Consider the following 611-nt stretch of genomic DNA (forward strand, 5'->3'; position numbering starts at 1 on the left):
GCGCCGACGCGATTGGGCCGGATCTTGAACGCCCCCGGGCGTATGCCAGGCCGGGCACTGAATAGCTCGCGATGCCATTGCTTGAGCTGGTCGATGAACTGAGTTGCGCTCTGGGGTGTGCGCATGGCTTGCCACGGCTCTTCCACCAGGCTGTACACCCCGAGAAGGTCGTGGGCGTCGGTGCGACGGGATTCGGGGATTGCGGCGTCGAAGACAATGGCCCGTGCTTCGTCGACTTCAAACGCTATGCCTTCCATGTGGTTGGAGAAATACGACTCGAAAAAAGCCGCATGCCGCCAATAGGCTCTCGCATCGGCGGTCTGGTGAAATGACAGGCGCGGGATCCTGGCCGTTGCGAGGCGGTTAAGCGCCATCGCGAGGGCTTCGAAATCGGCCACACGAACACGGTCGACCGGCTCCGGTCGCGCTCGCTCGCGAACCGTCGGCGTCACAGGCTCGGTGCCCGGAGAAGGCCCCTGCAGACCGCTGATGATTTGATCGAGTTGCCGGGCTTGGCGTTCCAAGCCCAGGGTGGGCGCGATCGCCCGAGCGCGTTCGCGGATAGCCGGCCATTCGGCTTCGCCCCGAAGGGTCGCCCGGCGCGCCAGAAA

At 64.8% G+C, this 611-nt stretch carries 1 pseudogene; it reads right to left on the bottom strand.

Features of this window, described 5'->3' with window-relative positions:
* A pseudogene (locus ACS8YF_RS19885) lies at positions 1–374 on the bottom strand (Fic family protein); the annotation flags it as partial.
* Between the last annotated feature and the right edge of the window lie 237 nt (positions 375–611).

The organism is Salinisphaera sp. SWV1 (assembly GCF_052044155.1).
Classification (GTDB): Bacteria; Pseudomonadota; Gammaproteobacteria; order Nevskiales; family Salinisphaeraceae; genus Salinisphaera.